We start from the raw sequence: 23100 nt of genomic DNA on the forward strand, positions 1-23100 counted from the left end.
ATCACATCATGCTCGCGCAGCAGCACCTGCTCATGCGGAATGTCGATGAAAAAATCAGGATAGTGCGCGTAAAGATCGTGCACGGTCACATTACTGAGCTGCATGGCCGGTTTAAGCAGAACCCGGTTCGCGACCGAGTCCTGAGATTCCGGATGGGCATACAGCAGCAACACTTTCGCTGGCTGGAACATCATCCCCCTCCCGGTTTTGTCTTTTGTCTATTTTCGACGTTTTGGGCTACCATGGCGCCTCAGTGCGGCAAACGGCCCACACATTACATTATCATAATGATAAATTAACATAGTCTGAACATACGGCGCCTTATGATTGTTTTCTCATCGTTACAAATTCGTCGCGGCGTGCGCGTCTTGCTGGACAATGCCACGGCCACCATTAATCCAGGGCAGAAAGTTGGCCTGGTGGGCAAAAATGGCTGCGGTAAATCTACTCTGCTGGCATTGCTGAAAAATGAACTCAGCGCTGACGCCGGAGGATTTACCTATCCGGGAAACTGGCAGCTCGCCTGGGTGAATCAGGAAACGCCTGCGTTGCCACAGCCCGCGCTGGAGTACGTGATTGACGGCGACCGCGAGTATCGTCAACTGGAAGCGCAGTTGAACGATGCCAACGAACGTAACGATGGACACGCCATTGCCACCGTCCATGGCAAGCTGGATGCCATTGACGCCTGGACCGTACGCTCACGCGCGGCAAGCCTGCTGCATGGCCTCGGCTTCTCCAATGAACAGCTTGAACGTCCGGTCAGCGATTTTTCCGGCGGCTGGCGTATGCGTCTTAACCTGGCGCAGGCGCTGATTTGCCGTTCAGACCTGCTACTGCTTGATGAACCAACCAACCACCTCGATCTTGACGCGGTGATCTGGCTGGAAAGATGGCTGAAAAGCTATCAGGGCACGCTGATTCTGATTTCCCATGACCGCGACTTCCTCGACCCGGTGGTGGACAAAATTATTCATATCGAACAGCAAACCATGTTCGAGTACACCGGCAACTACAGCGCGTTTGAAATCCAGCGCGCCACCCGCCTCGCGCAGCAACAGGCGATGTACGAAAGTCAGCAGGAGCGTGTGGCGCACCTGCAAAGCTATATCGATCGTTTCCGCGCTAAAGCAACCAAAGCAAAGCAAGCGCAGAGCCGTATCAAAATGCTGGAGCGTATGGAGCTCATTGCCCCGGCGCACGTGGACAACCCGTTCCACTTCAGCTTCCGTCAACCGGAAAGCCTGCCAAACCCGCTATTGAAGATGGAAAAGGTCAGCGCCGGCTATGGCGATCGCGTCATTCTCGATTCGATCAAACTGAATCTGGTGCCGGGTTCACGCATTGGCCTGCTCGGTCGTAACGGTGCGGGTAAATCAACCCTGATTAAGCTGCTGGCGGGTGAACTGGCCCCCATCAGCGGTGAAATTGGTCTCGCCAAAGGCATTAAACTGGGTTACTTCGCGCAGCATCAGCTGGAGTTTTTACGTGCCGATGAATCGCCCATCCAGCACCTGGCGCGCATGGCGCCGCAGGAACTGGAGCAGAAACTGCGCGACTACCTCGGCGGATTCGGCTTTCAGGGCGATAAAGTCAGCGAACAGACCGCCCGCTTCTCCGGTGGTGAAAAGGCGCGTCTGGTGCTGGCATTGATCGTCTGGCAGCGCCCGAACCTGCTGCTGCTTGATGAACCGACTAACCACCTGGATTTGGATATGCGTCAGGCGCTGACCGAAGCGCTGATCGATTTCGAAGGCGCGCTGGTCGTGGTCTCGCACGACCGTCATCTGATTCGCTCCACTACCGACGACCTCTATCTGGTGCACGACAAGAAAGTCGAGCCGTTTGACGGCGATCTGGAAGATTATCAACAATGGCTGAGCGATGTGCAGAAACAGGAAAACCAGAGCGACGAACCGGCGAAGGAGAGCGTGAACAGCGCCCAGGCGCGTAAGGATCAGAAGCGTCGCGAAGCTGAACTCCGCACCCTGACGCAGCCGCTGCGCAAAGAGATCACCCGTCTGGAAAAAGAGATGGAGAAACTACAGGCGCAGTTGGCGCAGGCGGAAGAGAAACTCGGTGATAGCGAACTCTACGATCAAAGTCGCAAAGCCGAACTCACTGCCTGTTTGCAGCAGCAAGCGAATGCAAAATCCGGGCTGGAAGAGTGTGAAATGGCCTGGCTGGATGCGCAGGAACAACTCGAACAGATGCTGGCCGACTAACGATGGGAAGACGATGATGAATCAGCTGACGACCAACGATATTACCTTCCGCAAGCTGAGCATCTTCATGACCTTTATGGAGAAGGGTAACATCGCCCGCACCGCCGAGGCGCTGAACATCAGCGGCGTTAGCGTTCACCGCGCGCTGCATACGCTGGAAGAGAACGTTCGTTGCCCGCTGTTCGTTCACAAAGGGCGTAATCTTATCGCCCAGCCCGCAGCGTGGACGTTGCTGGAGTACTGCCAGGAAGTCACCCAATTGATGGAACGCGGGCTGGAAGAGGCGCGCAAAACGGCAGGCGTGGGTCAGGGCCGTTTACGCGTTGGCACGCTCTACTCACTGACGCTGGAGACGGTACCGCACCTGATTATGGGCATGAAGCTGCGCCGACCTGACCTGGAGCTGGATCTCACCATGGGCTCCAACGAAGCGCTGCTGAAGATGCTGGAAGACGGCGTGCTGGACGCCATCCTCATCTCCATTTCCGAAAGCGAAATCGACCGCAACAGCCTCGAAGTGCTGCCCCTGTTCCACGACGATATCTACCTCGCCGCACCGATGTCAGCTACGCTGGACGCCACCATGAAGGCGGACCTGCGCCACTATCGCAATGAGAAATTTGTCTCGCTGGCGGAAGGATTTGCCACCTACGCCGGTTTTCAGGAAGCATTTCATATCGCCGGGTTTGAGCCTGAAATCGTTACCCGCGTAAACGACATCTTCTCCATGCTCAGTCTGGTACAGGCAGGGGTGGGTTTCTGTTTAATGCCGGGGCGAATGAAGAAAATGTATGAGAATACCGTGAAGCTGCAAAAACTGGCTGAGCCCTATCAGATGCAGCAGCTTATCGCGATTGTCTTTGCCCGCAACCGCGAGCGCGACCCAAGCCTGTTAGCGCTGGCCGCCGAAGGGCGCATGTACGCCAGGACGCTGAACCAGAACGCCTGAATCGCCGGATGGCGACGCTTCGCGTCTTATCCGGCCTACATCAGGTGCGAGCCGTAGGCCCGATAAGCGCAGCGCCATCGGGCAATCACATCACGCACGAAGGCGTTTCGCCAGATGCACGGCAACATCGACGCCGCTGCGCTCCAGAGAAATAGACTCCCCTTCCCACGCCGCCTGACGCGTTAAGCAGGTCAGTACGCCACCGGGCGGCATTTCAATCGCCAGCCGCGCTTCACGTTCGTTAGCGGAAATCACCGCCTCCTGCCAACGTACCGTACGTGCCATATTCATCGCCAGGTCGTCAGCAATACGCTCCGGCTGCCACAGCACGCGCCCGGTACTGCCGCTCAGGTAGGCATAGCGCGGACGGGAAAGCGTCACGCGGCTAAACGCTTCAACCAGCTTTTGCGCGGGCTCGGCCAGCAGTTCACAGTGCGACGGCACGCTCACCGCCAGACGAGAAGCCTTACTGGCCCCTTTGGCCATCGCGCGTTTTGCCACTTCCGCCATCGCTTCATCGGTACCCGCAATCACAATCTGCGTTTCGGCATTCAGGTTGGCAATATAGGTTTCGCTGTCTGCCACCAGGCTTTCCACCTGATTTAACGTTAGCCCCATAATCGCCGTCAGGCCGTAACCATGTGGGTATGCTTGCTCCATTAAGTCACCGCGCAGCGCCACCAGCGTCAGCGCATCGGCAAAATCGAGCGCACCGGCAACCACCGCCGCCGGGTACGCGCCAATGGAGAGTCCACTGAGGATATCAGGCGCGACACCACGACGTTCAAGCTCACGCGCCCAGGCAACGCCGGCAATCAGCAGAGACAGTTGAACGGCTCGGGTATGTTTCAACGCTTCAGGGCTATCCAGCGTATCCACCTCTGCGCCCAGCACTTCACGCGCCTGAGCGAGCTCCGCCCCCGGAAGGTTTTGCAGCATACCTTCGTGCTGTGTCCCCTGCCCCGGGAAGGTAAACAGAATTTTCATGACTCCTCCCTGCCCCACGGATCGCGCACCAGTTGCGGCCCCTTTGAGGTTTTTAACAGCGCTTTTCCATCACGCAGCCATTCATTGAGGGCAAAGCCGCCGCGCGGAGTATCCACTTGAGTATCTGCCCGGCACAGTTCGCCCGTCAGCTGCTGCTGCCACTTCTCCAGCGCTTGTCGGGAGAGCGGCTGAGGCGCGCGGATCAGCAGATCCAGATCGCTTGCCGCATGGATCACCGGGATCCCGGTCGCCAGCGCATAGCCGGTACTCCCGGTAATGCCCCACGTCCACGGCCACGACTGCTGGGCCAATAATAAAGCCACCTGAAGCGGCGGCTGAGAGATAAAGGGCGAACGCAGCAGCGTCTGCGGGTCCACCAGCGATTCCGGCGAGCAGACGCGAACGACCGCCTCCGCTTTCACCCAACCGGCGGCGCGCTGGTCGCGCTTCATCCCGCGGACGCCCACGGGAATACGCCCCTGCGCATCAACATCACGCCGCACGACCACCGGCAGACCGCTATGCCAGACGGTATCCACCCATGATTCCGTGACATCCTCGAGCGCGTCGCGTGCGTTCAGCCAGATAAGATCGTGTGGACGTAATGTTGTGCTCATGATTTAGATTCCTGAAGTCAGCGAGATAAACAGCGGCAGCGACAGGATACACAGTACAGAGCTCAACAGCAGCACGGCTTCTGCATCTGGAGACTGCACGCCAAAGCGGTTACCGAACACCACGCCGAAGAAGCCCGCGGACAATGCAATCATCAGGATGGCAGTGATAGCCACGGAACCATGCAGGCCGAAAATCAGCACGATACCCCAGGCAATAGCCGGTTGAATCAGCAACTTAGCGATGGTGGAAGTAATCACCACGGTATTGATTTGCAGTTTACGCGCAGAGAGGATCACACCGGTCAGGAACAGCGCCGCCGCAGTAGCAGACAGACCCAGCGGTTTGATCGCCGCCAGCACCAGCTCCGGCATTTTAATACCAATGGCGGAAAGGATAACCCCCAACAGTGGGCCCATTACGATTGGCTTTTTAATCGAACGCCACATCAGTACTGGCAGCATAGAGAGCGTAGAGCCGGTGTTACCGCCTTCAGCACGCGCTTTTTCACGTTCGAGGATCAGCAGGCAGAACGGTGTCATCAGTACGGAACCGCAGGCGATGGAAACGGCAACGGAAAGCGAGGTGGAAGAGGTTTCACCCAGCACGCTACCCAGAATCGGCAGACCCAGCGCGGCATAGTTTGGCAGCGCAACGGTCAGGGTCAGCACGGCGGCATCCTGTGGAGATTTCTTGAAGACTTTGGTCGCCATAAAGTAGATAGCGGCATAGGTAATCCACATCGCCAGCGTCAACACCACAATCAGCGGTGACTGAGCCACGATACCGGCCCACGGCGTTTGTACCGTGGCGCTAAACAGCGCTGCGGGTAACGCAAAGTCCATCACAAAGATGTTGAGCAGGGAGACATTCTTGTTATCGACCATTTTGGCCTTCCCGGCCCAGAATCCCAGCAACATGATGACGAAAATCGGAGCAAGAGCATGAACAATTACGTAAGTCATATTTCACCTGTAATCTTAAAAGAAGTAGCACTGACGCGATGATTGTTATTTTTCGGATGCAGCGACCCACGCGGGTGCAGTCACTGCACCCGCGGAGCCGTACATCCGGCAGGTCTCTTTTTTTACTTACCAGCTTGCTCGCATGCGTTCGCGTACGAGGGCAGAGCTGCGGCGATTGTCGGCACCCAGACGGCTTTTAAGCGTAGGGTCCTGACGCGCGTCGTTGATGGCCTGTTGCAGGGTGTTTTTCACCAGCGCCAGGTCTTGTGCGGATGGGGCATCCGGGTTGCTGATATCCAGCAGGTTTTCCAGCAGGCCCAGGGTGGCGTAGTTGCTGATGTCATAGGCCATCGGCGGAATGGTTGCCGCCAGTTTTTCCAGCGCCTCAACGGTACGCAGGGTAATGCGCGCCGCGGACTCTTTGCCCATCGCGTGAATCAGTACGCCTTTATCGTTGAAGGCGATCAGACGGTTTGCCTGGTAGCCGTGCGCCAGAAATGCCCCGGACATCGCTTTACCGACGATAAGACCAATCACCGGGTGGCCTGCCAGACGCGCATTGGCATACGCCGCAGCCGCGCCAGCCAGCGCCTGATGAATGCCAAAGCCTTCTTCACGACGACCATAGGCCTGGCTGGCGACGTCAATCACCGCCACGATCGGGCGCTTGACGGCTTTATCGGCATCGGCGGCGATGGTTTCACTGACAACTTTCGCAAGCCACCAGCCTTCCAGCAGACCGACTTCACCTTTAGTGGCGCGCGGATAGTGGTTATGGGCATCCGGAACGACGGCGATAAAGCGCACGTTTTCACCGTTCAGCTCGCCATCAGCGGCCTGTACGGACGGGCACAGCCCTGCAATACGTTTGGCGCCTGGCGCCAGCGTTTCCAGCCATAATTCGCCACGGCTAATTACGTTACTCATCATTTCACCTCCCGGGCGAAGAGCGCTCTAATCTGTTCTGAATCGGCCTGTTTGCGGGTATCAAAATGGCTCAGGCGGTCGAGATACCAGTCGTAATTATCGGTGCGATGTTTTGCCGGAACGCCTTTCGCCAGCGCCTCGTTCATGGCGGCTTTCACCGCGTTCACACCGTCGTTGACCAGTGCTTCTACCAGCCCGCTTTCGTAGCGAACTTCACCACCGGTCATGCTCCAGATGAACGGACGGTCGCGGGAGTCATACTCTTCAATCCCGGCTTCCTGTTCGATTACCTGCGGGCCGTTCAGGCCGAGACGCGCTTCGCGGGTCACAATCAGATAGCTACACAGCGCCGCCGCGATGGACATCCCGCCGAAGCAGCCCACAGTACCGGCCACAATGCCAACCACCGGGGTGTAACGACGCAGATCCACAATCGCCGCATGAATATCGGCAATCGCCGCCAGACCGAGGTTCGCTTCTTGTAAACGAACCCCCCCGGTTTCCAGGCTCAGTACCGCCTGAGTAGGAATGCCGTTACGGTTATCTTCCGCCGCCAGCTCCAGCGCCGCTGCCATTTTGGCACCGGACACTTCGCCCATGCTGCCGCCCTGGAACGCGCCTTCAATCGCTACAACAACGGCCGGTTTACCATTGATGGTGCCTTTTGCCACCACCATGCCGTCATCGGCCTGTGGAACAATGCCCTGTGCGCCGAGCCACGGCGACATCACGCCTTCAAATGGGTCGAGCAGTTCACGGTAGCTGCCTTCATCCAGCAGCGCATGCGCACGCTGGCGTGCTTTTAATTCGATAAAACTGCGGTCATCACGCATAGCTCACCTCTTCAAAAACCTGTTCGATACGGATGCGCGCCACGCCCGGCGTCGCACCGAAGTCATGGATGGTCAGTTTGCCCGCAGGCAGGCTGCTGACCGTCTGCAGACGGTTGAACAGCGCTTCCCAGCGGCTGCGGCTGTTATCGACGGAAGTGGTGATATCAATGGTTAACGTCTGGCCCTGGTCGGCGGTGAATAACACCTCCATATCCCCGGAGCCCACAACGCCTGCCAGCGCTTTGCCGCTTAAGGTGCGGCTGGCCGGTACGGTTAACGTAATGTGTTCCATAACATCCTCTTAATGCTTTAAATACGGCGATTCGACGTGATTTCGACGCGATCGAGAAATAGCGTGGCGGCGAGCAGGTCAGCCGCGCCGCCCGGCGAGGCGTTTAGCGCCAGCATCTGGCTATCCAGTTCCGCTAATGCCGCCTGACCCGCCGGGTGCGCGCTGCCGCCTGCATTCAACACGGCGCGCGCGCCGTCCTGCATGGCATCAAGCCCTTCCAGCCCGGCACGAGAAAGTACGCAGGTATCGGTCAGCGAGGTCATGATGGCCATCAGCGCATCCAGCCTCGCGTGCGTCTCGCTACTACCGCGCAGGCGGCTTAAACGCAGCTGCGGCAGAGCGCGCTGCATCACGTGCGGAAACGCCTGCTGAGCTTCTTCACGAGCGCCCGGTACACGATAACGATGCGTTGCGCGAAGCCCTTTGCTGAACACCTTCGGCGCTGCGTCATCCGGCAGCTTCGCCAGTTCCGCTGCGGTAGCGGCTATCTGCTGCGCGCCATCGGCACCACCGTGCATCGCAACGGCGCTCACCAACAACCCCAGCGCCCAAATCGCGCCGCGGTGGGTATTCACGCCGTGGGTCGCGGCCATCATCTGCTGCTCGCCCTCACGGCCGAGTCGCCCTATGGTTTGTCTGAGCGCAATATCCGCTGGACGCTGCCAGCTTTGCTGCGCCAGCGCCTGAAACGTGGGGGTCAGGCTATGTGCGGAGCGCTCCATTAGCGAAAGCGTAAGATCGTGGTGCGCGCCGTTCCCCCGACTGTCCACCAGACCGGGTTTCGGGCTTAATCGTGCTTCGTCAATCAGACACTGCGTGGCGGTTCGCGCCAGCCACTCGGCACCGCCTTCAACCTGAATCTGGGGCAGAAGTTTCATTACCAGCTCCGGAATTTCGCAGGTGGGTTGTAAAGACCGCCGGACCATTCCACCAGGTCAGCGACGCTACCGGCTGCCAGCAGCGAACGGGTGGCATCGGTACGACGAATGCCCATATCTTCCGGATAGACCACCTTGCCGCTCTGACGCAGTTCGGCAACGCGTTTAGCGTCAACGCCCAGCCCGATATCGGTGATCCCTGCAACCGCAGCCACCATCGCACGGCGCTCTTCAAGATCTTTGGCGCGGTAAAGATAGGCGATACCCTCTTCGGTCAGCACGTGGGTTACGTCATCGCCGTAGATCATTACCGGTGCCAGCGGCATACCGGAGGCTTTCGCCACGTCAACCGCGTCCAGTTTTTCGACGAAGGTTGGCTTCACGCCCGCCTGGAAGGTTTCGACCATCTGCACCACCAGTTTTTTACCGCGCTGCATTGGGTCTGGTTCGGTGATCATATTCAGCCAGGCTGGCGTTGCATGACGACGACCGTGCGGGTCGTGACCCATGTTTGGCGCGCCGCCGAAACCAGAAAGACGGCCGCGGGTCACGGTGGAGGAGTTGGCGTAGCCATCAACCTGCAGGGTGGAGCCGATAAACATATCTACCGCGTACTGGCCAGCCAACTGGCAGAAGGCGCGGTTAGAACGCATCGAGCCGTCGGAACCGGTAAAGAAGATGTCTGGGCGGGCGCGGATATACTCTTCCATCCCCAACTCGCCGCCGAAGCAGTGCACGCTTTCTACCCAGCCGCTCTCAATTGCCGGAATCAGCGTTGGATGCGGGTTCAGGGTCCAGTGCTTACAGATTTTGCCTTTCAGACCGAGCTGTTCACCGTAGGTTGGCAGCAACAGTTCAATCGCCGCGGTGTTGAAGCCGATACCGTGGTTCAGCGACTGTACCTGATGTTCCGCGTAGATGCCTTTAATCGCCATCATCGCCATCAGGATGTGTTCCTGTTTGATCAGGCGTGGGTCGCGGGTAAACAGCGGTTCGATAAAGAACGGTTTGTCGGCGACAACCACGTAGTCAATCCAGGAACCCGGAATATCCACGCGCGGCAGGTCGCATTCGTCGTCCACCAGCTCGTTCACCTGTGCGATGACGATACCGTCGTGGAATGCAGCAGCTTCCACCAGCGCCGGGGTATCTTCGGTACTCGGCCCGGTGTAGAGGTTACCTTTACGGTCAGCTTTATAACCGGCAATCAGCGCCACGTTCGGGGCCAGGTCAACATAAAGACGGGAATAGAGTTCGATGTAGGTGTGGATGGCGCCGATTTCCAGTTGGCCATCTTCCAGTAGCTGCGAAATACGCAGGCTTTGGGTACCGGAGAAGGAGAAGTCCAGCTTGCGGGCGATGCCTTTTTCAAAGATATCCAGATGCTCGCTACGCCCGACGCTTGGCATAATCATATGCAGGTCGTGCACAATCTGCGGATTGACTTCAGCCAGCATGCGGGACAGGAAATCTGCCTGCTTCTGGTTATTCCCTTCTAATACCACGCGGTCACCCGGCGCGATCAGTTTTTCCAGCATCGCGGTCAGGTCTGCGGTCGGCAGCACCTTACCCTGCACCGGAACGGAAGCCAGACGGCGCTGTTTTTCCGTGCGGCGGGTGTTCCAGACTCGTGCTGGCGTTTGCCCAGATAACATTATTAACCTCCTGATTCAGCTAATCATTTTGATTGCTTAACACTGGAAAGAGTGTGCACCCTGGTGAGAAAGTCATCAATTAAGCGTAGGAAAGAATCATTAGCTTGAGAGTAATAATTGAAGTAACCATTTGTGACGATGATCAATTCACGCCGGGAGGGAGGAGGAAGCGGGTAACGCTACCCGCTTGGGGAAAACTAGCTTTGTGCCGCCAGGCGCAGGCGGATCTGTTCAAAGTGCTCACGGTTAAACAACTTCCCGTTGAGAAAACGGGTTTTCAGCTCTCCTTCCTGCTCTTGCTCCCAGGTTTGTTCATCATGCAGACGCAATTCTCCTTGCTCATCACGTACTACGCGAAGCAGCCCACGGGCCGAGCGCTTTAAGCCGTTATCGGTTTTCGGCTCTTTAAAAATCGTCCGACCCTTGCCGTCGACTTCGCCCCACGTTGCCTTCATCGCAAAACCGAAGGTGTCGCGCGTGTTGTACTGATAGGTAAAAGAACCCACGCCAAACACCACATTTGAACTGGCAAATCCTTTCGCTTCCAGGCGGCGCAGGATCTCATTCGCCCGCTCAAGGGTGATGGAATCGCCATAAATTAGCCCCACATGTGGGTCGAGCACCTTGTAGCCTTTGGCGTTAACCGTGCCGCCAAATATCTCCCACAGCACCTCCACAGAGCCTTTCTCCTGTGCCGTACGATCGGCTCGTGTATCCTCATCCGCGCCAGTACCGCACAGGATCTCAACCGGATTACCGCTGTCCGGGCGGAAAACCACCCGTCCCTCGCGCGCCAGAATGATGTTCTTCAGCTCGCGGGTGTACTCCGTCAGTACCTGCCAGTAATCCCACGTATCAGAGACAATCGACACAAATCCCTGCGGGTAGAGATCGGCAATCAGGCGGCGGAAGGTTTCAATCTCATGCTCACGCTCCCCCATACACATCACGCTGTGCTCGGTCGCCGGAATGCTGGCGCCGATAAAATAGGGCTCGCCGTCGGTATAATAATCCCGAGCGTAGAGAAGCGACGGAATGCTGTCAGTGCCTTTAAAACTCAACAAGTGGCCGCTGCCCGCCTGCATGGTGTCCTGCAATCCGGCCATACCGCGAAATGAAAAGTCATGGCACTGGAAGTCGAGGTGCGTCAGGTCGCTACAGGTTTTCTGTGCCCAGCGCGCGCAAATTTTACGATAGTGATGAGCAATGGTGGCGTTTGTTGACGCCTTCCACAGTTCTGCCGACAGCACGGTCTCCAGGTAATTCACCAGCCAGAAAAACTCAGGTTGGGTGTTGATGATAGTTAAAACGGGCACCGCCATCGGCACCTTGCTGCCTTCATCCAGCGCTTTGATGTGCAACGGCAGATAGCCCAACTGATGCAGGGCGCGGATATGATCAACCGCTACCGCATCTTTGCCGAGATAGCTGTCCATGACCTGTTTGTATCCGCTGACCACCTCGTCTTCCGGACGGGCAAAGAATGCCTCGTTAAACAAATCAACCAGAAACCACTGCAGAAAACCTTGCAGGCCAAAAAACACCAGTTTGCCGTCCGCCAACGGCGAGGAGAAAAAGCGATCGCTGCGCGGGGTAAAGTTGGAATACACGCGGCTGGTTCCTTGGGGATACTGTACGCGGTGAGAAACTTTGTAGCCGTCGATAGCCAGAATCGGGTTCATTTTCATAATCAGTATCTCCCTCAGGCGCGGTAAATCGCGTCAATGTCGATAAGCTCAAGCTGCGGATGTTCCAGCGTCGGGGCTGCGAAAGAGGTGGTGGTGTAGATAGCATCAATACCGTTCGCAAACAGGTGTTCAACGCCTTTAGAGAAAATACCGTGGGTGATATACAGGTTGACGCTACGGGCACCTGCATCACGGAGTACCTGCGCAGAACCAATGAACGTACCGCCAGCGTCACACAGGTCGTCAACAATCAGCATATCCCGGCCCCTGACGTCTCCGGCGACTAAAGCAAATCCCGTCAGCTTGCCGCTTGCCACATCGCGTTTTTTGCTCAGGACGGCGTACTCCGCTACACCGACCGCTCTGGCAACGGCATCAATTTTCTTCAGTGCTCCGGCATCGGGGGCGACCAGCATTAGCGCTTTTTGTCGGAACTGCCGCTGCAAGGTCGCGCTGTGCAGCAGGCAAGTCTCTTGTGAAATCGCCAGAAAATTATTGATAGCTGCCGCCGCCGCGTCACTGTGCGGATCGAGCACCTTCACCCTATCGAACTGCAGCGTATTAAGCTGGCTGCCAAAGACTTTCAGCGCAAAGCTATCACCCACCACCATATGGCGATCCTGACGAGCCCATGGTAACCAGGGAAGTTCGAGATGACTGACCAGCACATCCGTTTGATGGCGAACCGCCTCCACCAGTTGCGCCAACAGCATAAAGTCGTTCATATCGCGCATCGCCGTCGCACGAATGCGCATCAGGCGAGCAAAGGGTGGTAATGCTTCAGTAACCTTCAACCAGACGGCGCCATCAGGAAAAACACCGTGTGTCACTCCGTAGCCCTGGTCATCCAACGTTAGTGTCAGTTTTATGTTCATCACGCTCACCCCTTAATTGTGTCCCTTCGACACAATTAATAATGTCCTTAGGACACATATAAAGCAAGCACAAATGCATTATTTTTAGGCCATCGCATAAACAACTGATAAATAATAAGAAAAAACGAACCTTGCCCCCCGGTATTGGGCTGGTACACTTGTGGGCGTTGCAAATCATCGTGAGTACCTTATGACCACCGAAGCCGACTACCTGAATCAATACGATGCCCGCCGCTTTCCCACACCACTGGTGACGGTCGATAGCGTGCTGTTTACCCTGCATCAACAGGCGCTGTGCGTATTACTGGTTGAACGAGCAAACCAGCCGCAAAAAGGGCGTTGGGGATTACCAGGTGGCTTCATTGATATCGCGCGCGATGACTCCACTCGCGCCACAGCGCTGCGCAAGCTCACTGAAAAAACAGGGGTTTTGCCTTCGTGGCTGGAACAACTGGATACTTTTTCCGGCCCGGATCGCGACCCGCGCGGCTGGAGTCTGACAGTCGCCTGGTTTGCGCTTATCGCCTGGGTAGACTGTGCGCCGCACATCGCCAGCGTCAGCAATGCCCGTTGGGTGCCGGTTGATGAGCTGAAAAATTATTCACTCGCGTTCGACCACGGAGACATCATTACGGCGGCCCTGCATCGCTTGCGGCAAAAAACGATGTACTCACTACTGCCCGTATACTGCTTGCCGGAGACATTTACCCATGGGCAACTGCTCGAAGCCACCGAGGTGATCCTCGGTCAGTCGATCCAGCGTAAAAGTCTGATTCGCCGCTTTGAAGCGTCAGGAATGTTTGAAGATACCGGAGAAAGCGTAGCGACAGGGACGCGTAAAGCTCGCCTGTGGCGACGAAAGCCCGACGTCGATTTTCATTTTTTCTCGCGTAACCTGCTGACTGACTAGCGACAAAATCACATATTGGCTAACCCGCAAGCGCTGCGCGCGGTATAGTTATTCTTTCCGATTATTAATTGCTCTGGTGTTATGGTTGAAATCACGTCCACAGAAATGATCCCACCTACTGATGATTCGCGAGAATTCCGCCCTATGCGCGGTATCAGTAACCGCCATTTGCAGACAATGCTGCCGCGTTTAATTCGCCGCAAGGTGAAGTTCGACGCCCATTGGCAGCGTCTGGAATTACCCGACGGTGACTTTGTCGATCTGGCATGGAGTGAAGATCCGCAACAGGCGAAGCACAAACCGCGCCTGGTGGTTTTTCACGGTCTGGAAGGCAGTCTGAACAGCCCGTACGCACATGGCCTGATTGAGGCAGCGCAAAAGCGCGGCTGGCTGGGCGTGGTGATGCATTTTCGCGGCTGCAGCGGCGAACCAAATCGTCTCAACCGTATTTATCATTCTGGTGAAACAGAAGATGGCACCTGGTTTTTACATTGGCTGGAACGCGAGCTTGGTCGTGTGCCGACCGCGGCGGTCGGCTATTCACTCGGCGGGAACATGCTGGCCTGCCTGCTGGCCAAAGAAGGCAACGATATTCCCATTGATGCAGCGGTTATTGTCTCTGCGCCTTTCGTGCTGGAAGCCTGTAGTTACCATATGGAGAAGGGGTTCTCACGCGTCTACCAGCGCTATCTGCTCAATCTGTTGAAAGCTAACGCCTCGCGTAAGCTACAGGCCTATCCGGGTTCGTTGCCGGTGAGTCTGACCCAGTTGAAATCCCTGCGTCGCATTCGTGATTTTGACGATCTCATCACTGCCAAAATCCACGGTTTTGCCGATGCTATAGACTATTACCGCCAGTGTAGCGCCATGCCATTGCTTAATCAGATCGCCAAACCGACGCTGATTATCCATGCCAAGGACGATCCATTTATGGATCATCACGTGATCCCTGAACCGGAAAACCTGCCCTCGCAGGTGGAGTATCAGTTGACTGAACACGGCGGACACGTCGGATTTATTGGCGGCACAGTGCGCCGCCCTGAGATGTGGCTGGAATCCAGAATTCCCGACTGGCTGACAACGTATCTGGAGGCGTCATCATGATTATCCCCTGGCAAGACATCTCCCCGGACGCGCTGGACAATCTGATTGAAAGCTTTGTCTTGCGCGAAGGTACCGATTATGGTGAACATGAACGTTCGCTCGAACAAAAAGTCGCCGACGTCAAACGCCAACTACAATCAGGTGAAGCCGTCCTGGTGTGGTCCGAACTGCATGAAACGGTCAACATCATGCCGAGGAAGCAGATTCACGAGTAATTCGTAGCCGACGGCTGACTATAATAAAAAATCAACCTATTCATGGAGTTGTTATGTCTGCCAAACATCCGGTGATTGCGGTAACAGGATCCAGCGGCGCGGGGACCACCACCACCAGCCTCGCGTTTCGTAAAATTTTCGCGCAGCTAAATCTGCGCGCCGCCGAGGTGGAAGGTGACAGTTTTCATCGCTATACCCGTCCGGAAATGGATATGGCGATTCGCAAAGCGCGCGATGCCGGGCGACATATCAGTTATTTCGGGCCCGAAGCCAATGACTTTGGTCTGCTGGAACAAACCTTCATTGAATACGGCCAGACGGGAAAAGGTCAGTCGCGTAAATATCTGCACACCTACGATGAAGCCGTACCGTGGAACCAGGTCCCGGGAACGTTTACCCCCTGGCAGCCATTGCCTGAACCGACGGATGTCCTGTTCTATGAAGGGCTACACGGCGGCGTCGTCACCCCACAGCAAAATGTGGCCCGGCATGTCGACCTTCTGGTCGGCGTAGTGCCGATCGTTAACCTGGAATGGATCCAGAAACTGACCCGCGATACCAGCGAGCGTGGACACTCGCGTGAAGCGGTGATGGACTCGGTTGTGCGCTCAATGGACGATTACATCAATTACATCACGCCGCAGTTTTCCCGTACGCACATTAACTTTCAGCGCGTACCCACCGTCGATACCTCAAACCCCTTTGCCGCCAAGAGCATTCCGTCGCTGGATGAAAGCTTTGTGGTCATTCATTTTCGTAATCTGGAAGGGATCGACTTTCCGTGGCTTCTGGCCATGCTGCAAGGCTCATTCATTTCCCACATCAATACATTAGTCGTACCTGGCGGCAAAATGGGTCTGGCGATGGAATTGATTATGCTGCCGCTGGTCCAGCGATTGATGGAAGGTAAAAAGATAGAGTGAGGTACGGGATGTGCCCGACGGCGCTACGCTTATCGGGCATCACGTATTACGCAGCAACCACTTCATAGGAGTGGGTAATATTCACCGCCTTTTCCAGCATCAATGCCACGGAACAATATTTTTCCGCCGAGAGATCGACGGCGCGGGAGACCGACGCCTCTTTCAGATCGTTGCCGGTGACGATGAAATGCAGATTAATGTGGGTAAACAAACGCGGCGCTTCTTCACGGCGCTCAGAGGTGAGTTTCACTTCGCAGTTGGTCACATCCTGACGCCCTTTTTGCAGGATCGACACCACATCGATGGCGCTACAACCGCCTGCAGCCATTAATACCATTTCCATCGGGCTCGGCGCTTTATCACCGGAGTTACCGTCCATCAAAATTTGGTGGCCAGAGGCGGACTCACCGAGAAAGGTTAACCCCTCAACCCACTTTACACGCGCTTGCATATTTCGTAACTCCAATGTTTCAATTTTCCTGACAGATTACGCGTACATAACAATTCTCGCAACGGAAGGCGACCTGCGTCATGCTGAAGCGAGACACCAGGAGACACACGGCGAAAGCTATGCTAAAACAGTCGGGATGCTACAGTAATACATTGACGTACTGCATGTATGCAGAGGACATCACATTACAGGCTGCAGTATATTTTTAGTAGCCCCCTTCCCAGGTAGCGGGAAGCACATTTTTGCAAACCCAGAGGCAGCGTCGTTTTCTGGCTCTGGAGACAGCTTATAACAGAGGATAACCGCGCATGGTGCTTGGCAAACCGCAAACAGACCCGACTCTCGAATGGTTCTTGTCTCATTGCCATATTCATAAGTACCCATCGAAGAGCACGCTGATTCACCAGGGTGAAAAAGCGGAAACGTTGTATTACATCGTTAAAGGCTCAGTGGCAGTGCTGATCAAAGATGAAGAAGGGAAAGAAATGATCCTTTCTTATCTGAATCAGGGCGATTTTATTGGTGAATTAGGCCTCTTCGAAGAAGGCCAGGAACGTAGCGCTTGGGTACGGGCCAAAACCGCATGTGAAGTCGCTGAAATTTCCTACAAAAAATTTCGCCAATTAATCCAGGTCAACCCGGATATTCTGATGCGCCTGTCTTCTCAGATGGCTCGTCGCCTGCAGGTCACGTCTGAAAAAGTAGGCAACCTTGCCTTCCTCGACGTCACCGGCCGTATTGCCCAGACTCTGCTGAATCTGGCAAAACAGCCTGACGCGATGACTCACCCGGACGGTATGCAGATTAAAATCACCCGCCAGGAAATCGGCCAGATCGTTGGCTGCTCCCGTGAGACCGTTGGTCGTATTCTGAAGATGCTGGAAGATCAGAACCTGATCTCCGCTCACGGTAAGACCATTGTCGTTTACGGCACACGTTAATCCCATCGAAATGGCGCGTTACCCGGTAGCGCGCCATTTTTGTTTGTTCCGATGTGGCGAAGACTGATTTATCACCCCGAGATCAACTACGCACTACGGCAGACGCTGGTGCTGTGTTTACCTGTGGCCGTCGGTCTTATCATTGGTCAGCTTCATCTGGGGCTTCTGTTTTCCCTCGTCCCTGCCTGTTGCAACATTGCCGGTCTTGATACCCCGCATAAACGCTTTTTTAAACGTTTAGTTATTGGCGCATCGCTGTTTGCCGGTTGCAGCCTGATCATGCAGTTACTGCTGGCGCAAGATATACCACTGCCGCTCATCCTCACCGGCCTGACGCTAATTCTTGGCGTAACCGCCGAGCTAAGCCCGTTGCATGCGCGACTGCTGCCAGCCTCACTCATCGCGGCAATTTTCACGCTAAGCCTTGCCGGGAACATGCCCGTCTGGGAGCCATTGCTGATCTATGCACTGGGTACGTTGTGGTACGGTCTGTTCAACTGGTTCTGGTTCTGGATGTGGCGTGAGCAGCCACTGCGTGAATCGCTCAGCCTGTTGTACCGCGAATTAGCCGATTACTGTGAGGCCAAGTACAGTCTGCTGACCCAGCATGCCGATCCAGAAAAAGCTCTGCCTCCGCTACTGGTTCGTCAACAAAAAGCGGTGGATTTGATTACCCAGTGCTACCAGCAAATGCACATGCTGTCGGCGCATCACAATAATGAATACAAGCGACTGTTGCGTGCCTTTCAGGAAGCGCTCGATTTGCAGGAACATATTTCAGTTAGCCTGCATCAGCCGGAAGAGGTGCAGAAGTTGGTCGAGCGAAGCCACGCGGAACAGGTGATTCGCTGGAACGCGCGCACCGTCGCCGCCCGCCTGCGCGTTCTGGCCGATGATATCTTGTATCACCGCTTACCGACCCGTTTCTCAATGGAAAAGCAGATTGGCTCGCTGGAGAAAATCGCCAACCAGCATCCGGATAATCCGGTAGGACAGTTTTGCTACTGGCACTTCAGCCGTATCGCCCGCGTGCTACGGACCCAGCGCCCGCTGTATGCCCGAGATTTGATGGCGGACAAACAGCGGCGGTTGCCGTTGATCCCGGCGCTGAAAAACTATCTGTCGTTGAAATCCCCGGCGCTGCGTAACGCCGGGCGCATCAGCGTCATGCTGAGTATCGCCAGCCTGATGGGCAGCGCCTTACATCTGCCTAAACCTTACTGGATTTTGATGACGATCCTGTTCGTCACGCAAAATGGCTATGGGGCGACCCGGGTGCGTATTTTGCATCGTTCGGTGGGTACGCTCGTCGGACTGGTGATTGCGGGCGTTACATTGCACTTTCATATTCAGGAAGGTTTCACGCTGGCAGGCATGTTGCTGATCACGTTAGGCAGCTATCTGATCATTCGCAAAAACTACGGCTGGGCCACCGTCGGCTTTACGGTTACGGCGGTGTACACCCTGCAACTGCTGACGCTGAACGGGGAACAATTTATCGTGCCGCGGTTTGTCGACACGGTGATTGGCTGCTTAATCGCCTTTGGCGGCACGCTCTGGCTGTGGCCACAGTGGCAGAGTGGTCTGTTGCGTAAGAACGCCCACGATGCGTTAGAAGCCGACCAGGAGGCTATTCGCCTGATCCTCAGCAACGATCCGCAGGCCACGCCGCTGGCGTATCAACGCATGCGGGTCAACCAGGCGCATAACACGCTGTTTAACTCACTGAATCAGGCAATGCAGGAGCCGGGATTCAACTCGCACTATCTGGCGGATATGAAACTGTGGGTCACGCACAGCCAGTTTATTGTCGAACACATCAACGCGATGACCACACTGGCAAGGGAACATACGATGCTGACGCCGGATTTGGCGCAGCGGTATCTGGAGTCCTGCGAAATTGCGCTCCAGCGCTGTCAGCAGCGGCTGGAGTATGACGGACCGGGAAGCTCGGGCGATGTGAATATTCTCGAAGCGCCTGAAATGCTGTCCCACGGCCCATTAAGCACCCTGGAGCAGCATCTGCAGCGAATATTGGGGCATCTGAACACCATGCACACCATTTCGTCGGTAGCATGGCGTCAACGACCCCACCACGGGATCTGGCTTAGCCGTCGGTTGCGGGACATGAAAGGCTAAGATCGGCTGCCGGATGCGCTACGCTTATCCGGCCTACGAATCACACCTTACCCTGTAGGCCGGATAAGGCGCTCGCGCCGCCATCAGGCAATCAACCAATCAGCCCACCATCTTCGCTACCGCCTGCGCGAAACGCTGCATCCCTTCCTCGATATCCGCATCTTCCACCACCAGCGACGGCGCGAAACGCATCACGTCCGGCCCGGCATTCAGCACCATCACCCCATCGTGCGCGGCGGCGTAGAGGAAATCGCGCGCCCGGCTTTTAAACTGCGGCTTCAGCTCGGCGCCAATCAGCAGCCCCATGCCGCGAATATCGCTGAAAATATCGAACTGCTGATTAATTTTCTGCAAATGATGCACAAACGTCTGACGTTTGCCCTGAATACCTTCCAGCACTTCCGGGGTGTTGATGATATCAAACGCGGCATCTGCAACCGCACAGGCCAGCGGATTACCGCCGTAAGTGGAACCGTGCGAACCCACGTGGAACGCGGAGGCAATTTCCTGAGTGGTCAGCATGGCGCTCACCGGGAAACCGCCGCCGAGCGCCTTGGCGCTGGTGAGGATATCCGGCGTCACGCCGTAGTGCATATAGGCAAATAAATCGCCGGTACGCCCCATCCCACACTGCACCTCATCAAAGACCAGCAGCGCCTGGTGCTGGTCGCAAAGTTCACGCAAACCTTGCAGGAATTCCGGGGTTGCCGCAGTGACGCCGCCTTCTCCCTGAATGGGCTCAACCACCACCGCACAGGTGTGATCGTCCATCACCGCTTTTACCGCATGCAGATCGTTAAACGGCACATGGATGATATCCGCCGGTTTTGGTCCAAAGCCGTCGGAATATTTCGGTTGCCCACCAACAGATACGGTAAACAGCGAACGACCGTGAAACGCATTATGAAAGGCGATGATTTTGGTTTTGAACGGGCTGTGGCGTACGCAGGCATAATGACGCGCCAGCTTAAAGGCGGTTTCATTGGCTTCGGTACCGGAGTTCATGAACAGCACGCGTTCAGCAAAGGTCGCATCAATGATTTTACGACCTAAGCGCAACGCCGGTTCGTTGGTGAAAACGTTACTGGTGTGCCACAGGGTTTCACCCTGGGTTTTTAACGCCTCAACCAGCGCCGGATGGCAATGCCCTAACGCGGTAACTGCAATGCCGCCCGCAAAATCAACATACTCTTTGCCCTGTTGATCCCAGACTCGACTCCCTTTTCCTTTTACCGGGATAAACTCAGCCGGTGCATAAATCGGCAGAATTACTTCATCGAATGTCGCGCGCGTAATCGCAGTTTGTTCAGTTGCCATGTCATTACCACCCTGTTAAGCAGAAATGTTAGTGAAATTATAATCACAAAATATGAATAAAAAATCACTGAATAGCAACCACAAATCACCGTTGGAGGAAATTATCCAGCAGCTGATGCCCCTGTTCGCTGAGAATACTCTCCGGGTGAAACTGCACGCCTTCCAGATCCCACTCGCGGTGGCGAATGCCCATTATCTCTTGTGTTTCACTCCAGGCCGTCACTTCAAAGCAGTCAGGAAGCGTTTCGGGGGCAACCACCAGAGAATGGTAGCGTGTCACGGTTAATGGGTTGGCGAGTCCCTGAAAAACCCCCTGCCCGTTATGCGTAATCGGCGAGGTTTTACCATGCATCACTTTTGCTGCCCGAACCACGGTCGCGCCAAACGCCTGCGCCATGGCCTGGTGACCAAGACATACACCCAGCAGGGGAATTTTGCCCGCAAAATGGCGAATAACATCCAGCGAGATACCGGCATCATCCGGCGTGCATGGGCCGGGGGAAATCACGATTTTTTGCGGATTCAGCGCGTCGATTTGCGACAGCGTCAGCTCGTCGTTACGCCTGACGAGGACATCAGCACCCAGTTCGCAGAAGTATTGGTACAGGTTCCAGGTAAAAGAATCATAGTTATCGATAAGCAGGATCATGGCGGCTCCGGTACATAAGAATCGCGCTATTCTACTCAGTTTCCGGGGCTTCGCTTACCACTTTACGAAATATCGCCCGCAGAGCGGTCAGGTCGCCCATCGCCCCGCTCTGGTTCGCCTGGTTCCACTCCTCAACCTGAATGTCATCCCAGCTCAGCATATACCCGGCATGGATCGCTAGCTGTTCGAAGAAAATACGCTGCGCGAGACCGCTACCAATACGAAACGGATGCAGCACATTGATTTCGCAATAATAGTGCGCAAGGCGGTCGACGAATTTTTCTTCCGGCAATCCCACCAGCCAGGACTCCTCTTCCAGGTCCTGCATCAGCGCATTACCCTCTTTCTCGATATAGGCGAAATGGCAAAAGCGAGTATCACCCTGGTAGATATCAACTTCCCGCAGTTGTCCCGCCCAGTCGAAAATATCCTGGTATAACTGGCGATGAATGGCGCACAGGTGTGGCAGGCCACGCTTTAAAGGCCCCAACTCAACCGTCGCGGCGCGCAGTGCTGTTAATTCGTATGCCGCTTGTGCCAGACGCTGGGCCTGATGAATCCCCAGGCGGTTACGCATCACATTCAGACCGGGGTACAGATAAGGGTCGCGTCCATCACCGAATTTATCGCTCATAGTGCCTCCTCAACTCATCCAGACGCGCCAGGGCGTCTTCCGCACTCAGAGTAACCCGTGGAATATCCACGCCTTCCAGTCGTCGACTTCCCTGGAAATTGACATTACGCCGTTGCTCCCAGAGCCTGGACTTTTGTTTATCGGTGAGTTTTTTCACGTGACCTCCCTGAATATAAGCGGCACTTGCCACAAGTATAAGCAGCAATTTCGGGTTACGCAGAGAAGGGAGAGAACGCGGGCAGGAACTGCCCGCGCAAAATACGATTACGGCAGGACTTTAGCAGAAAGGATAACAATCGGTTTTGACGGGACATTCTGGTAAGGACCAACATCATGGGTCTGTACCTGAGAGATCTTATCTGCAACATCCATACCTTTCACAACTTTACCGAACACAGCATAGCCAAAGTCGCGTTGGCCATGATCGAGAAAAGCGTTGTCTGCAATGTTGATAAAGAACTGGCTGGTCGCGCTGTCTTTATCCGCTGTACGCGCCATCGCAATCGTACCGCGAGTGTTACGCAGACCGTTATCGGCTTCATTCTTGATTGGCGGGTTAGGTTTCTTCTGCTGCATCTGCTCGGTGAAGCCGCCGCCCTGTACCATAAAGCCTGGGATCACACGGTGGAACGTGGTGTTGTTATAAAAACCACTGTTCACATAATCGACAAAGTTTTGCACTGAAACCGGGGCTTTCTGGCTGTTCAGCTCCAGCTCGATGTTACCAGCAGAGGTGGTCAGCAGGACATGTGGGTCACCTTTTGCTGCCAGTGCTGCAGGAGAGAGCGCGGAAAGAGCGAGAACAGCTGCAACAGCCGCCAGAGTCGATTTGAGCATGAGAAGTCCTTAACAAGAGCAGAAATGAAGCAAGTGAAGTGATTCTAAAGAGCCTTCAAGGACAAGGCCATCCCTTTACTTAATTTTACGT

25 protein-coding genes are annotated in these 23100 nt (G+C 55.5%); 8 read left to right on the top strand and 17 right to left on the bottom strand.

Annotated features, from left to right (window positions below):
* Window positions 1–191 (bottom strand): NAD(P)H-dependent oxidoreductase (locus KQJ18_RS06855; protein WP_216421714.1); only part of this gene is annotated, 191 nt, incomplete at its 3' end.
* Between the two features lie 132 nt (window positions 192–323).
* Here KQJ18_RS06855 and KQJ18_RS06860 point away from each other — a divergent pair.
* Together KQJ18_RS06860 and KQJ18_RS06865 are read left to right on the top strand one after the other, a co-directional pair.
* Window positions 324–2225 carry an ABC transporter ATP-binding protein gene (locus KQJ18_RS06860; RefSeq protein WP_085048984.1) on the top strand — a complete coding sequence of 634 codons (1902 nt, stop codon included), beginning with the start codon at window positions 324–326 and terminating at the stop codon, window positions 2223–2225.
* A gap of 16 nt (window positions 2226–2241) precedes the next feature.
* Window positions 2242–3174: a LysR family transcriptional regulator gene (locus KQJ18_RS06865; RefSeq protein ID WP_069323833.1), complete on the top strand. Its 933-nt coding sequence runs from the start codon at window positions 2242–2244 to the stop codon at window positions 3172–3174.
* Window positions 3175–3264: 90 nt separating this feature from the next.
* Here the strand turns inward: KQJ18_RS06865 and mdcH are convergent, their stop codons facing one another.
* From mdcH to prs, 10 genes are all read right to left on the bottom strand, one after another.
* Window positions 3265–4161 carry a malonate decarboxylase subunit epsilon gene (gene mdcH, locus KQJ18_RS06870; protein ID WP_121529633.1) on the bottom strand — a complete coding sequence of 299 codons (897 nt, stop codon included), beginning with the start codon at window positions 4159–4161 and terminating at the stop codon, window positions 3265–3267.
* On the bottom strand, window positions 4158–4778 hold the full coding sequence (locus KQJ18_RS06875) for a malonate decarboxylase holo-ACP synthase (protein WP_038634780.1): 621 nt from the start codon (window positions 4776–4778) through the stop codon (window positions 4158–4160). The genes mdcH and KQJ18_RS06875 overlap by 4 nt, the downstream gene beginning before the upstream one ends.
* A 3-nt stretch (window positions 4779–4781) precedes the next feature.
* A complete protein-coding gene (locus KQJ18_RS06880; protein ID WP_065356474.1) occupies window positions 4782–5741 on the bottom strand; it encodes an AEC family transporter in 960 nt (319 codons plus the stop codon).
* A 126-nt stretch (window positions 5742–5867) separates the two neighbouring features.
* Window positions 5868–6668 (bottom strand): biotin-independent malonate decarboxylase subunit gamma, encoded by an 801-nt coding sequence (gene mdcE, locus KQJ18_RS06885; protein ID WP_069323819.1) that lies wholly within the window; start codon window positions 6666–6668, stop codon window positions 5868–5870.
* Window positions 6668–7501 (bottom strand): biotin-independent malonate decarboxylase subunit beta, encoded by an 834-nt coding sequence (locus KQJ18_RS06890; RefSeq protein ID WP_038634789.1) that lies wholly within the window; start codon window positions 7499–7501, stop codon window positions 6668–6670. The genes mdcE and KQJ18_RS06890 overlap by 1 nt, the downstream gene beginning before the upstream one ends.
* Window positions 7494–7793: a malonate decarboxylase acyl carrier protein gene (mdcC, locus tag KQJ18_RS06895; RefSeq protein WP_216421715.1), complete on the bottom strand. Its 300-nt coding sequence runs from the start codon at window positions 7791–7793 to the stop codon at window positions 7494–7496. Before mdcC ends, KQJ18_RS06890 begins: the two co-directional genes overlap by 8 nt.
* Before the next feature lie 17 nt (window positions 7794–7810).
* Window positions 7811–8671, bottom strand: a complete 861-nt coding sequence (locus tag KQJ18_RS06900) for a triphosphoribosyl-dephospho-CoA synthase (RefSeq protein ID WP_216421716.1) — start codon at window positions 8669–8671, stop codon at window positions 7811–7813.
* The gene (mdcA, locus tag KQJ18_RS06905) at window positions 8671–10326 is read right to left on the bottom strand and encodes a malonate decarboxylase subunit alpha (RefSeq protein WP_038634792.1); all 1656 of its coding nucleotides are present in this window, start codon (window positions 10324–10326) and stop codon (window positions 8671–8673) included. Before mdcA ends, KQJ18_RS06900 begins: the two co-directional genes overlap by 1 nt.
* 197 nt (window positions 10327–10523) lie before the next feature.
* Window positions 10524–12014: a nicotinate phosphoribosyltransferase gene (locus KQJ18_RS06910; protein ID WP_216421717.1), complete on the bottom strand. Its 1491-nt coding sequence runs from the start codon at window positions 12012–12014 to the stop codon at window positions 10524–10526.
* 14 nt (window positions 12015–12028) lie between these two features.
* Entirely contained in the window at window positions 12029–12889 is an 861-nt protein-coding gene (prs, locus tag KQJ18_RS06915) for a ribose-phosphate diphosphokinase (RefSeq protein ID WP_216421719.1), read from the bottom strand.
* Window positions 12890–13079: 190 nt separating this feature from the next.
* Here prs and KQJ18_RS06920 point away from each other — a divergent pair, with 190 nt between their 5' ends.
* The 4 genes from KQJ18_RS06920 to KQJ18_RS06935 all read left to right on the top strand — a co-directional run bounded on the left by KQJ18_RS06920 (window position 13080) and on the right by KQJ18_RS06935 (window position 16041).
* Window positions 13080–13799 carry an NUDIX domain-containing protein gene (locus KQJ18_RS06920; RefSeq protein WP_038642914.1) on the top strand — a complete coding sequence of 240 codons (720 nt, stop codon included), beginning with the start codon at window positions 13080–13082 and terminating at the stop codon, window positions 13797–13799.
* An 81-nt stretch (window positions 13800–13880) separates the two neighbouring features.
* Window positions 13881–14903: a hydrolase gene (locus KQJ18_RS06925; protein WP_038634798.1), complete on the top strand. Its 1023-nt coding sequence runs from the start codon at window positions 13881–13883 to the stop codon at window positions 14901–14903.
* The gene (locus KQJ18_RS06930) at window positions 14900–15118 is read left to right on the top strand and encodes a YheU family protein (RefSeq protein ID WP_003023615.1); all 219 of its coding nucleotides are present in this window, start codon (window positions 14900–14902) and stop codon (window positions 15116–15118) included. Before KQJ18_RS06925 ends, KQJ18_RS06930 begins: the two co-directional genes overlap by 4 nt.
* Window positions 15119–15171: 53 nt before the next feature.
* Window positions 15172–16041, top strand: coding sequence for a phosphoribulokinase (locus KQJ18_RS06935; RefSeq protein WP_003827751.1), 870 nt, complete (start codon window positions 15172–15174; stop codon window positions 16039–16041).
* Window positions 16042–16087: 46 nt separating this feature from the next.
* On the opposite strand, the gene KQJ18_RS06940 is transcribed toward KQJ18_RS06935, so the two are convergent.
* Window positions 16088–16492, bottom strand: coding sequence for an OsmC family protein (locus KQJ18_RS06940; protein ID WP_006687378.1), 405 nt, complete (start codon window positions 16490–16492; stop codon window positions 16088–16090).
* A 308-nt stretch (window positions 16493–16800) separates the two neighbouring features.
* On the opposite strand from KQJ18_RS06940, the gene crp reads away from it, so the two are divergent.
* Complete coding sequence (crp, locus tag KQJ18_RS06945; protein ID WP_000242758.1) at window positions 16801–17433, top strand: cAMP-activated global transcriptional regulator CRP; 633 nt, start codon at window positions 16801–16803, stop codon at window positions 17431–17433.
* Window positions 17434–17484: 51 nt separating this feature from the next.
* The gene (locus KQJ18_RS06950; protein ID WP_087856299.1) at window positions 17485–19572 is read left to right on the top strand and encodes a YccS/YhfK family putative transporter; all 2088 of its coding nucleotides are present in this window, start codon (window positions 17485–17487) and stop codon (window positions 19570–19572) included.
* 99 nt (window positions 19573–19671) lie between these two features.
* Here KQJ18_RS06950 and KQJ18_RS06955 read toward each other — a convergent pair whose 3' ends face one another.
* The 5 genes from KQJ18_RS06955 to ppiA form a co-directional block, all read right to left on the bottom strand.
* Window positions 19672–20889 carry an aspartate aminotransferase family protein gene (locus tag KQJ18_RS06955; RefSeq protein WP_216421718.1) on the bottom strand — a complete coding sequence of 406 codons (1218 nt, stop codon included), beginning with the start codon at window positions 20887–20889 and terminating at the stop codon, window positions 19672–19674.
* 85 nt (window positions 20890–20974) lie between these two features.
* Window positions 20975–21538 carry an aminodeoxychorismate synthase component 2 gene (pabA, locus tag KQJ18_RS06960; protein ID WP_038634811.1) on the bottom strand — a complete coding sequence of 188 codons (564 nt, stop codon included), beginning with the start codon at window positions 21536–21538 and terminating at the stop codon, window positions 20975–20977.
* Between the two features lie 31 nt (window positions 21539–21569).
* Complete coding sequence (locus KQJ18_RS06965; RefSeq protein WP_069323811.1) at window positions 21570–22172, bottom strand: putative adenosine monophosphate-protein transferase Fic; 603 nt, start codon at window positions 22170–22172, stop codon at window positions 21570–21572.
* On the bottom strand, window positions 22162–22329 hold the full coding sequence (locus KQJ18_RS06970; protein WP_069323810.1) for a YhfG family protein: 168 nt from the start codon (window positions 22327–22329) through the stop codon (window positions 22162–22164). Before KQJ18_RS06970 ends, KQJ18_RS06965 begins: the two co-directional genes overlap by 11 nt.
* Before the next feature lie 107 nt (window positions 22330–22436).
* Window positions 22437–23009, bottom strand: a complete 573-nt coding sequence (gene ppiA, locus KQJ18_RS06975; RefSeq protein ID WP_003023595.1) for a peptidylprolyl isomerase A — start codon at window positions 23007–23009, stop codon at window positions 22437–22439.
* Between the last annotated feature and the right edge of the window lie 91 nt (window positions 23010–23100).

The organism is Citrobacter sp. S55_ASV_140 (assembly GCF_018919505.1).
Classification (GTDB): Bacteria; Pseudomonadota; Gammaproteobacteria; order Enterobacterales; family Enterobacteriaceae; genus Citrobacter; species Citrobacter werkmanii.

Excerpts from the sequence above, each read along its gene's own strand:
- KQJ18_RS06860 (WP_085048984.1), top strand. The coding sequence starts at position 324 with ATGATTGTTTTCTCATCGTTACAAATTCGTCGCGGCGTGCGCGTCTTG.
- KQJ18_RS06865 (WP_069323833.1), top strand. The coding sequence starts at position 2,242 with ATGAATCAGCTGACGACCAACGATATTACCTTCCGCAAGCTGAGCATC.
- mdcH (WP_121529633.1), bottom strand. The coding sequence starts at position 4,161 with ATGAAAATTCTGTTTACCTTCCCGGGGCAGGGGACACAGCACGAAGGT.
- KQJ18_RS06875 (WP_038634780.1), bottom strand. The coding sequence starts at position 4,778 with ATGAGCACAACATTACGTCCACACGATCTTATCTGGCTGAACGCACGC.
- KQJ18_RS06880 (WP_065356474.1), bottom strand. The coding sequence starts at position 5,741 with ATGACTTACGTAATTGTTCATGCTCTTGCTCCGATTTTCGTCATCATG.
- mdcE (WP_069323819.1), bottom strand. The coding sequence starts at position 6,668 with ATGAGTAACGTAATTAGCCGTGGCGAATTATGGCTGGAAACGCTGGCG.
- KQJ18_RS06890 (WP_038634789.1), bottom strand. The coding sequence starts at position 7,501 with ATGCGTGATGACCGCAGTTTTATCGAATTAAAAGCACGCCAGCGTGCG.
- mdcC (WP_216421715.1), bottom strand. The coding sequence starts at position 7,793 with ATGGAACACATTACGTTAACCGTACCGGCCAGCCGCACCTTAAGCGGC.
- KQJ18_RS06900 (WP_216421716.1), bottom strand. The coding sequence starts at position 8,671 with ATGAAACTTCTGCCCCAGATTCAGGTTGAAGGCGGTGCCGAGTGGCTG.
- mdcA (WP_038634792.1), bottom strand. The coding sequence starts at position 10,326 with ATGTTATCTGGGCAAACGCCAGCACGAGTCTGGAACACCCGCCGCACG.
- KQJ18_RS06910 (WP_216421717.1), bottom strand. The coding sequence starts at position 12,014 with ATGAAAATGAACCCGATTCTGGCTATCGACGGCTACAAAGTTTCTCAC.
- prs (WP_216421719.1), bottom strand. The coding sequence starts at position 12,889 with ATGAACATAAAACTGACACTAACGTTGGATGACCAGGGCTACGGAGTG.
- KQJ18_RS06920 (WP_038642914.1), top strand. The coding sequence starts at position 13,080 with ATGACCACCGAAGCCGACTACCTGAATCAATACGATGCCCGCCGCTTT.
- KQJ18_RS06925 (WP_038634798.1), top strand. The coding sequence starts at position 13,881 with ATGGTTGAAATCACGTCCACAGAAATGATCCCACCTACTGATGATTCG.
- KQJ18_RS06930 (WP_003023615.1), top strand. The coding sequence starts at position 14,900 with ATGATTATCCCCTGGCAAGACATCTCCCCGGACGCGCTGGACAATCTG.
- KQJ18_RS06935 (WP_003827751.1), top strand. The coding sequence starts at position 15,172 with ATGTCTGCCAAACATCCGGTGATTGCGGTAACAGGATCCAGCGGCGCG.
- KQJ18_RS06940 (WP_006687378.1), bottom strand. The coding sequence starts at position 16,492 with ATGCAAGCGCGTGTAAAGTGGGTTGAGGGGTTAACCTTTCTCGGTGAG.
- crp (WP_000242758.1), top strand. The coding sequence starts at position 16,801 with ATGGTGCTTGGCAAACCGCAAACAGACCCGACTCTCGAATGGTTCTTG.
- KQJ18_RS06950 (WP_087856299.1), top strand. The coding sequence starts at position 17,485 with ATGTGGCGAAGACTGATTTATCACCCCGAGATCAACTACGCACTACGG.
- KQJ18_RS06955 (WP_216421718.1), bottom strand. The coding sequence starts at position 20,889 with ATGGCAACTGAACAAACTGCGATTACGCGCGCGACATTCGATGAAGTA.
- pabA (WP_038634811.1), bottom strand. The coding sequence starts at position 21,538 with ATGATCCTGCTTATCGATAACTATGATTCTTTTACCTGGAACCTGTAC.
- KQJ18_RS06965 (WP_069323811.1), bottom strand. The coding sequence starts at position 22,172 with ATGAGCGATAAATTCGGTGATGGACGCGACCCTTATCTGTACCCCGGT.
- ppiA (WP_003023595.1), bottom strand. The coding sequence starts at position 23,009 with ATGCTCAAATCGACTCTGGCGGCTGTTGCAGCTGTTCTCGCTCTTTCC.